We start from the raw sequence: 8544 nt of genomic DNA on the forward strand, positions 1-8544 counted from the left end.
GGCCGCCGGCGGCCAGGGCGGCACGGGCCGGGCATGGGGCGTCACCACGGCAGGTTGGAGCGGACGCAGGAGAGGAAGACCAGCGTGGGAACGAGGGCCACAGCCGCGAGCAACAGGGTCCGGAAGGCGAAGCCGACCGTGAGGGGCCGACTGGCTCGCCTGGGGTCCTCGGGGTCGTAGACGAGCTCGACGCGCCCCTCGTACGCCGCCGGGGAGGACCCCCAAGCGGTCACCACGGAGGTGACGCCGCGCCCCGCCCCCGACGAGGCTGGTGACCACCCCGCGCGAGGAACGCCTCCGCGGATCGACGGTTGGGCGCCCGCAGCACCACGGCCCGGCCGAGGCCGTGGTCGTGCCGGCCCGGGTCCCCGTGGATGCCGACCCGCACCGCGCCGTCCGGGGTCCATGCCGCGGAGTCCAGCGCCCGGAGGGGCAGCGTCCATACCGTCCGGTCCCGGCCGACACGCAGGCGCGCCCCGTCGAAGGAGGCCGTGGTTCCGCCGCGCGTCAGGACGACTTCGGGCCCGACTGTGATCGATCTCCCGTTCGACATGAGCGGATCGTACGGACGTTCTGCCGCCCGGCGGGCCCGATCCCTGGAACAGGTCCGCCTACGCTTTCGTGAAGCCCGAGCGCCCCGCCCTTCTCCCGCCCGGCGAGTGGCGATCGCTTCCGTGAACGGCGGCTCGGCCCCCTTCCCGTTAGCACATTCCGCGACCGCCTCATGACGGGACGACACAACATGTGGGGGCACGCGCGACCGTCGGCACTAGATGTATGCTCGTGCTCGCTGTCGCCGCAGGGGAATCCGGTGGAAATCCGGAACTGTCCCGCAACGGTGTACGTACGGGCCCAATCCACCCGTTCCGCAGTCCGAGGACCTGCCGGCAGCACGCCATCACCGGGCCCGCCCGGTACGGCGTCTGAACACGTCCGGGCCTCGCGGGTTGGGCCGGTGGACGCCCGCGCGCACGCCTCGTACGGCCTCCGTACGCCGCCGCCTGCGCGTGCGCGCCCCCCTGCCCTCCCGCCGGGCCCCCAGCCGAGCGAGGGAGAGCCACACGTGACGATCGCGCCCGCGGAACCAGCTTCAGGTCCGGTTTCAGCGCCCGAGGCGGACACGGTAGCGACCGGCGGCCCCGGGACCGCGCTCCTGCGCACCCTGACGGAGCTCACCGCCGATCTGCCCGCCACCGACCCCGGCAAGGTCGCCGCCGCCGCGCTGCGCGGCCGGCACCCCGGGTCGGACGAGGCCGAACTGCGCTCGCTGGCCACCGAGGCCGCGGCCGGGCTGATCTCCGAGGAGCCCGAGTACTCGCGGCTCGCCGCGCGGCTCCTCACGCTCGCCATCGCCGAGGAGGCGGCCGGGCAGGGCGCGGTCTCCTTCTCCGCGTCCGTCGCCACCGGCCACCGCGAGGGCCTGATCGCCGACGAGACCGCCGCGTTCGTCCGCACCCACGCCGAGCGCCTCGACGCCCTCGTCGACGCCGCGCTCGCCGACGGCGCCGACGACCGCTTCGGCTACTTCGGCCTGCGCACCCTGCACAGCCGCTACCTGCTGCGCCACCCGATCACCCGGAACGTGATCGAGACCCCGCAGCACTTCCTGCTGCGCGTGGCCTGCGGTCTGGCCGAGGACCACTCGGTCCGCGCCCTGGAGGACGTGGCCGAGCTCTACCGCCTCACCAGCACGCTCTCGTACCTCCCGTCCTCCCCCACGCTCTTCAACTCCGGCACGCGCCACCCGCAGATGTCGTCCTGCTACCTGCTGGACTCGCCGCTGGACGAGCTGGACTCGATCTACGACCGCTACCACCAGGTCGCGCGGCTGTCGAAGCACGCGGGCGGCATCGGTCTGTCCTACAGCCGCATCCGCTCGCGCGGTTCGCTGATCCGCGGCACCAACGGCCACTCCAACGGCATCGTGCCGTTCCTGCGGACGCTCGACGCCTCCGTCGCCGCCGTCAACCAGGGCGGCCGGCGCAAGGGCGCGGCCTGCGTCTACCTGGAGACCTGGCACGCGGACATCGAGGAGTTCCTGGAGCTCCGCGACAACACCGGCGAAGAGGCCCGCCGCACCCACAACCTGAACATCGCGCACTGGATCCCGGACGAGTTCATGCGCCGCGTCGAGGCCGACGCCGACTGGTCGCTGTTCTCCCCGGCCGACACCCCGGACCTGGTCGACCTGTACGGCGACGAGTTCGACGCCGCGTACCGCCGGTACGAGGCCGAGGGCAAGGCCGTCAAGACCATCCCGGCGCGGGTGCTCTACGCCCGGATGATGCGCACCCTGGCGCAGACCGGCAACGGCTGGATGACGTTCAAGGACGCCGCCAACCGCACCGCCAACCAGACCGCCGAGCCCGGCCAGGTCGTCCACTCCTCCAACCTCTGCACGGAGATCCTGGAGGTCACGAACGACGGCGAGACCGCGGTCTGCAACCTCGGCTCCGTCAACCTCGCCGCCCACCTCGGCGCGGACGGCGAGATGGACTGGGAGAAGCTCGACCGCACGGTCCGCACGGCCGTCACCTTCCTCGACCGCGTCGTGGACATCAACTTCTACCCGACCGAGCAGGCGGGGAACTCCAACTCCCGCTGGCGGCCGGTCGGTCTGGGCCTGATGGGCCTCCAGGACGTCTTCTTCCGGCTGCGGCTGCCCTTCGACTCCCCCGAGGCGAAGGCGCTGTCCACCCGGATCTCCGAGCGGATCATGCTCGCGGCGTACGAGGCGTCCGCCGACCTCGCCGAGCGGCACGGCCCGCACCCGGCCTGGTCCGCGACCCGCACCGCGCGCGGCGTGCTGCACCCGGACCACTACCCGAACACCGAGCCGACCTGGGCCGAGCGCTGGGACGCGCTGCGCGCCCGGATCGCCTCCGTCGGCATGCGCAACTCGCTGCTGCTGGCCATCGCGCCGACCGCGACGATCGCGTCCATCGCCGGCGTCTACGAGTGCATCGAGCCGCAGGTGTCGAACCTGTTCAAGCGCGAGACGCTCAGCGGTGAGTTCCTCCAGGTCAACACCTACCTGGTGGAGGACCTGAAGAAGCTCGGCGTGTGGGACCGCGCCACGCGTGACGCGATGACCGACGCCAACGGCTCGATCCAGGACATGAACTGGATCCCGCAGGAGGTGCGCGACCTCTACCGCACCGCCTGGGAGATCCCGCAGCGCGCCCTGATCGACATGGCCGCGGCCCGCACCCCGTACCTGGACCAGAGCCAGTCGCTCAACCTGTTCATGGCCTCGCCCACCATCGGCAAGCTCAGCTCGATGTACGCGTACGCCTGGAAGCAGGGCATCAAGACCACGTACTACCTGCGCTCGCGTCCGGCGACCCGGATCGCCCGCGCGGCGTCCGGTGGCGGCTCCTCCGCTTCGAGCGCCCCCGCCACCGTCCCCGTCCAGCAGGCCGCGCCCGACGCGGACGCCATCGCCTGCTCCCTTGAGAACCCCGAGTCCTGCGAGGCCTGCCAGTAATGCCCGCCCGTCGCCCGACCACCACCCCTGAAGGGCAGCACTCCGTGCCGGAAGCCTCTACTCAGAAGAACCTGCTCGACCCGGGCTTCGAGCTGACCCTGCGTCCCATGCGGTACCCGGACTTCTACGACCGCTACCGCGACGCGATCAAGAACACCTGGACCGTGGAGGAGGTCGACCTCCACTCCGACGTGGCCGACCTCGCGAAGCTCTCCCCGGGCGAGCAGCACATGATCGGCCGGCTCGTCGCGTTCTTCGCGACCGGCGACTCGATCGTGGCCAACAACCTCGTGCTGACGCTGTACAAGCACATCAACTCCCCCGAGGCGCGGCTGTACCTGTCGCGGCAGCTCTTCGAGGAGGCCGTGCACGTCCAGTTCTATCTGACGCTGCTCGACACCTACCTGCCCGACCCGGAGGAGCGCGCGGCGGCGTTCGCGGCCGTGGAGAACATCCCCTCCATCCGCGACAAGGCGCAGTTCTGCTTCAAGTGGATGGACTCGGTCGAGAAGATCGACCGGCTGGAGACGAAGGCCGACCGCCGCCGCTTCCTGCTCAACCTGATCTGCTTCGCCGCGTGCATCGAGGGCCTGTTCTTCTACGGCGCGTTCGCGTACGTGTACTGGTTCCGCTCGCGCGGTCTGCTGCACGGCCTCGCCACCGGCACCAACTGGGTGTTCCGTGACGAGACGATGCACATGAACTTCGCGTTCGAGGTCGTGGACACCGTCCGCCAGGAGGAGCCCGACCTCTTCGACGACGAGCTCCAGCAGCAGGTCACCGACATGCTGAAGGAGGCCGTCGAGGCGGAGCTCCAGTTCGGCCGCGACCTGTGCGGCGAGGGCCTGCCGGGCATGAACACCGAGTCCATGCGCGAGTACCTCCAGTGCGTCGCCGACCAGCGCCTCCAGCGCCTCGGCTTCGCCCCGGTCTACGGCTCGGAGAACCCGTTCTCCTTCATGGAGCTGCAGAACGTCCAGGAGCTGACCAACTTCTTCGAGCGCCGCGCCTCCGCGTACCAGGTGGCGGTCGAGGGCACGGTCGCGTTCGACGACGAGTTCTGAGCCGGCACGTTTCGGCGACCGGCGGGCCCTTCCGGAGATTTCCGGGAGGGCCCGCTCCCGTTCTCGCGAAAAACCGGCGACACGGCGGCCGGGGCGCCCGGCTGGCGTCCGCCGGCGGGGAGGCTGGTCATCAGGGGGCAGCAACGGGACAGGAGACACACCTGATGCGCGTCATGATGATCGTCAAGGCGACCGAGGAGTCCGAGGCCGGCGTGCTGCCGACCCGGCAGGAGATCGCCGACATGCAGCGGTACAACGAGGCCCTGGCCAAGGCGGGCGCGCTGCTGGCCGCCGACGGGCTGTGGGCGTCCTCGGAGGGCGCCCGGGTGGTGTTCGCGGGCGGGAAGCCCAGTGTGATCGACGGGCCGTTCGACGAGATCGGCGAGCTGATCGCCGGCTACTGGGTCATCCGGGTGGACTCGATGGACCAGGCCCGGGAGTGGGCGACGCGCATCCCGTTCCGGGAGGGCGTCGTCGAACTCCGGCGGATCTTCGAGCCGTCCGACTTCCCCTCCGACGTGCTCCCGCCCGAGGAGGCCGCCCGCGAGGAGGCGCTCCGCGAACGGCTGCGCGGGAGCGCCTGAGCGGGCGACCGGGCGGGGAGCGCCTGAGCGCGAGGCCGGGCGGGGGTGCGGGCGCCGCCCGGCCGGGACGCGTCAGTCGTTCGGGACGACCGGGTAGCGGGGCGTGCCCTCGGCCATCTGCCGGAGCGCGTCCTTGCGGTCGCGCTTGGAGAGGCGGTCGATGTACAGGTACCCGTACAGGTGGTCCGTCTCGTGCTGGAGGCAGCGGGCGAAGTAGCCGGTGCCCTGGACGGCGATCGGGTTGCCCTTCATGTCCTGCCCGCGCACCACCGCGTAGTCGGGGCGGGCCAGCGGGGCGTACGCGGTCGGGACGGACAGGCAGCCCTCGTTGGAGTCGTCGAGGACGCGGCGGTCGGCCGGGAGCTCGTCGAGGACCGGGTTGCAGACGTGGCCGACGTGCCGGACGCCCTCGTCGTCCATGCAGTCGTAGACGAAGACCTTGAGGTCGACGCCGATCTGGTTGGCGGCGAGGCCGACGCCCTCGGCGGTCCGCTGGCTGGCGAACATGTCGTCGATGAGGCGGGCGAGGTCGTCGTCGAACTCCGTGACGTCCTTGCACTCCTTGTGCAGGACGGGGTTGCCGACCACGGTGATCGGACGGGACGTGCCGCGCTCGCGGTGCGCGGTCTCCCGCGCCTCGCAGTCCTCGGTGTCCACGATGAACTCGTCGTTCACCGGCTGGTCGGTCTCTCGCTGCGCCATCGCCGCCGTACGCCTCTCTCACAACCCGAATGCACTGTCACGCCCCGGAGCCCAGGGCCCATCCAGGGTAAGCGGACCGGGCCCGGCGCTCAGCAGACCTCTTCCAGATCCCGCCACTCGCGGGTGTCGGGACTGTCCGCGACCCAGCCGTCCAGCAGCCCGCGGACCAGCCCGGCGGGGGCCGCGATGCCGCACTCGCGCTCGGGCACCCACAGCAGGCCGGAGCCGGCCGTGCGGTGGCCGAGCGGCCCGGGGTGGCCCGGCTCGCTGTGGTCGTGCGGATCCAGATGCTCGCCGTCGCCCTCGTCGCTGGGCATCCGGCTCTCCGAGCACGTGCGGCACAGCAGCCGCACCGAGGACGACCAGTCCTCCGCCGCGAACCCGGCGTCGGCCGCCAGCCGCTCCAGCGCGTCCCGGTCCGCCTCGGTGGCGGCCTCCAGCAGGACGACCCAGGTGGGCACCGGAGAGGGGGCCCACAGCTCGATCTCGTCGAAGACCGGGTACGACGGTCCGGCGGCGGTCACCCGCTCGCCGTGCGGGACGCCGTCGTGCAGCACGACCTCGCCCCAGCGGCGGCCGGAGGACGGCAGCGGGATGGACAGCACCTCCATGCGGGCCGGGTCGAGCCGGCGGCCCCAGACCACCTCGGCCTCGCCCTCGGGCGAGAGCCGGACGGCCGCGCTGCCCAGCTCCATGCCGAGCGGCTCGCCGGCCGGGCCGCCCTCGCCGGGCACCCGCAGCCCGTACGCCTGCCAGGCGCGGCGGGCCAGCGGCCAGTCCTGGAGGGCGGTGGCGGCGATGCCCACGTTCCACCAGTCGGGGGCGCCCGCGTCGCGGTCCAGCAGCGCCACCGCGCGCAGCCCGGCCGCGCGGGCCTGCTCCCAGTCGTGCCGGAACTTGTGCAGCAGGGCCAGGTTGAACCAGGACTCGGACAGCCACGGCTCCATGTCCGCGGCGCGCGTCAGGAGCGCGCCGGCGTCCTCGTACCGGCCGTCGCCGATGAGCGTGAAGGCACGGTCGGTGGCCTGCCGCCACGAGGCGGAAGGCCGGTGCCGTACCCTGCCGAAGATCCTCACGATGTCCGCCTGCCGGTATGTCGACGTTCCGCGTGCAACCACGCCGGATGGCCCTGGTGGCCGGCGCCGTCCTCCCCGACGGCCGCCCGCCACGCCTTGCTGACGGTCCCGCCCGCGGGCCGGGCCGCCGTGCCGGGGAGCGACGCCCTCCACGACGCATACGCCGCGACAGCGCTCATGACACCCCCCGATCCCGCTTTCCCGTCACGATTTCTCGGTCGTTCGTCTCTCCGCGTGCTCCGCGCCCGCTGCGTGCTTCTCTTCGCATCCAACCATGCCCCGTCGGACGCCCGCTCATTACCCGTGGGTTAGTCGTGCTACTCGGGACGCGGCAGGCGTCTCACGGGTCCGGGTGCACCGGCGTGCCGCGCGCGAGCACCCGCGCGAGCGCCTCCACCACCCGGGGCTCGTGGTCGTACGCGGTGGCCCGGCGCAGCCGCTCCAGGGCGCGCGCGGATTCCCCGTGCCCTCCGCGTGCGGGGCCGCCGGGGCCGCTGGGGGCCGTGAGCTCGTCGTAGGCGTTGGCGGTCCGGACGACGCGGGCGGCGAGCGGCTGCTCGCGGTAGGGGTCCGCCTGCCGTTCCACGACGGCGGCGACGGCCGGCGCGACCGCGGCGTCCAGCGGGGCCAGCCGCGCCACGCCGCCGCCCAGCCGGGCCAGCCGGCGCCGCTCCTCGGCGGGCAGCGGCTCGGTGGCCCCGGCCGGGACCGGGTCGACGAGTGAGAGCTGGCCCACGTCGTGCATCAGCGCCGCGTACTCGACGACGGCGAGGTCGCGCTCCGCCATACCGAGCTCGCGGCCGACGGCACGGCTGAGAGCCGCTACGCGCCGTGCGTGACCGGCGGGGGTGCATCCCGCGAGGTCGGTGGCGCGCGCGAGCGAGGCGACGGCGGGCGGGCAGGGCCCGGGCGCCTCCCCACGCGCCCCCGCGCGGCGTACGGCGAGCAGGGGCAGGCAGCAGACGGGCAGCGCCCAGGGCCCGGCGACGGCGGGGGCCAGGGCGGCCACCACGGCGGTGGCGCAGACCGTCGGAGCGGTCCCCGGGAGGGCGCGCAGCTCGGCGCGGAGGGCCGCCGGGTAGCGGCAGCCCGCCCGGGCCCGGGCGAGGACCGCCGCGAGGGCGGCGTCGGCGAGCACGGTCAGGGCGAGGAGCAGCAGCAAGGACAGCGGGTGGGCCGGGCCCTGCCAGGGCTCGGGTACGGCCGGACCGGCGGCCGGCAGCAGGTGGCGGCCGCCGGCGGTGAGGGCCGTGGCGGCGAGGCGGCGGGCCGGCCGGTCCCGGTGGCCGGGGCCGCCCGGGCGGCCGGCGGCACCGGCGAGGGTGGCGCCCAGCACCACGGTGACCGACTGTGCCACGCCGCCGTCCCCGAGCAGGGCGTACGCCAGGGAGCCCGCGGCGCCGACCGGCGCGCCGGCGAGCGGACCGAGCCGCTCCGGCCGTCGTCCGGCGGCCTCGCCCAGGGCGATGAGCAGCCCGTACGCGCAGGCGGTCCGTGGCCGCTGGAGCCCGTGGAGGGCGGTGAACGCCACCGCGAGCAGGGCTCCGCCCCAGGCGAGCAGGTGGACGGTGCGCAGCGTCCGGACGCCGGGAGCGGCGGTCACCGGTGGGCCCCGGGGGGCGGTACGGGGG

8 protein-coding genes and 1 riboswitch are annotated in these 8544 nt (G+C 73.5%); of the genes, 3 read left to right on the forward strand and 5 right to left on the reverse strand.

Annotation, left to right across the window (positions count from 1 at the left end; translation table 11 throughout):
- Nucleotides 1-41: 41 nt before the first annotated feature.
- On the reverse strand, nucleotides 42-233 hold the full coding sequence (locus ACSNOK_RS08455; protein ID WP_436779973.1) for a hypothetical protein: 192 nt from the start codon (nucleotides 231-233) through the stop codon (nucleotides 42-44).
- Nucleotides 230-553 (reverse strand): hypothetical protein, encoded by a 324-nt coding sequence (locus ACSNOK_RS08460; RefSeq protein ID WP_436779974.1) that lies wholly within the window; start codon nucleotides 551-553, stop codon nucleotides 230-232. The genes ACSNOK_RS08455 and ACSNOK_RS08460 overlap by 4 nt, the downstream gene beginning before the upstream one ends.
- A 237-nt stretch (nucleotides 554-790) precedes the next feature.
- Nucleotides 791-891, forward strand: a riboswitch (adenosylcobalamin-variant (AdoCbl-variant) riboswitch).
- A 172-nt stretch (nucleotides 892-1063) separates the two neighbouring features.
- Here ACSNOK_RS08460 and ACSNOK_RS08465 point away from each other — a divergent pair.
- The 3 genes from ACSNOK_RS08465 (at nucleotide 1064) to ACSNOK_RS08475 (ending at nucleotide 5135) form a co-directional block, all read left to right on the forward strand.
- Nucleotides 1064-3487: a ribonucleoside-diphosphate reductase subunit alpha gene (locus tag ACSNOK_RS08465; RefSeq protein ID WP_436779975.1), complete on the forward strand. Its 2424-nt coding sequence runs from the start codon at nucleotides 1064-1066 to the stop codon at nucleotides 3485-3487.
- Between the two features lie 107 nt (nucleotides 3488-3594).
- A complete protein-coding gene (locus ACSNOK_RS08470; RefSeq protein ID WP_436779980.1) occupies nucleotides 3595-4551 on the forward strand; it encodes a ribonucleotide-diphosphate reductase subunit beta in 957 nt (318 codons plus the stop codon).
- A 164-nt stretch (nucleotides 4552-4715) separates the two neighbouring features.
- Entirely contained in the window at nucleotides 4716-5135 is a 420-nt protein-coding gene (locus ACSNOK_RS08475; RefSeq protein ID WP_436779976.1) for a YciI family protein, read from the forward strand.
- Nucleotides 5136-5207: 72 nt separating this feature from the next.
- Here ACSNOK_RS08475 and def read toward each other — a convergent pair whose 3' ends face one another.
- From def to ACSNOK_RS08490, 3 genes are all read right to left on the reverse strand, one after another.
- Complete coding sequence (gene def, locus ACSNOK_RS08480; protein ID WP_436779977.1) at nucleotides 5208-5837, reverse strand: peptide deformylase; 630 nt, start codon at nucleotides 5835-5837, stop codon at nucleotides 5208-5210.
- A gap of 89 nt (nucleotides 5838-5926) precedes the next feature.
- Nucleotides 5927-6913: a tetratricopeptide repeat protein gene (locus ACSNOK_RS08485; RefSeq protein WP_436779978.1), complete on the reverse strand. Its 987-nt coding sequence runs from the start codon at nucleotides 6911-6913 to the stop codon at nucleotides 5927-5929.
- A gap of 340 nt (nucleotides 6914-7253) precedes the next feature.
- Nucleotides 7254-8544, reverse strand: a 1291-nt coding sequence (locus ACSNOK_RS08490; protein ID WP_436779979.1) for an HD-GYP domain-containing protein, incomplete at its 5' end; no start/stop codon positions are given.

It is taken from the genome of Streptomyces sp. URMC 126, assembly GCF_051386555.1.
Lineage (GTDB): Bacteria > Actinomycetota > Actinomycetes > Streptomycetales > Streptomycetaceae > Streptomyces.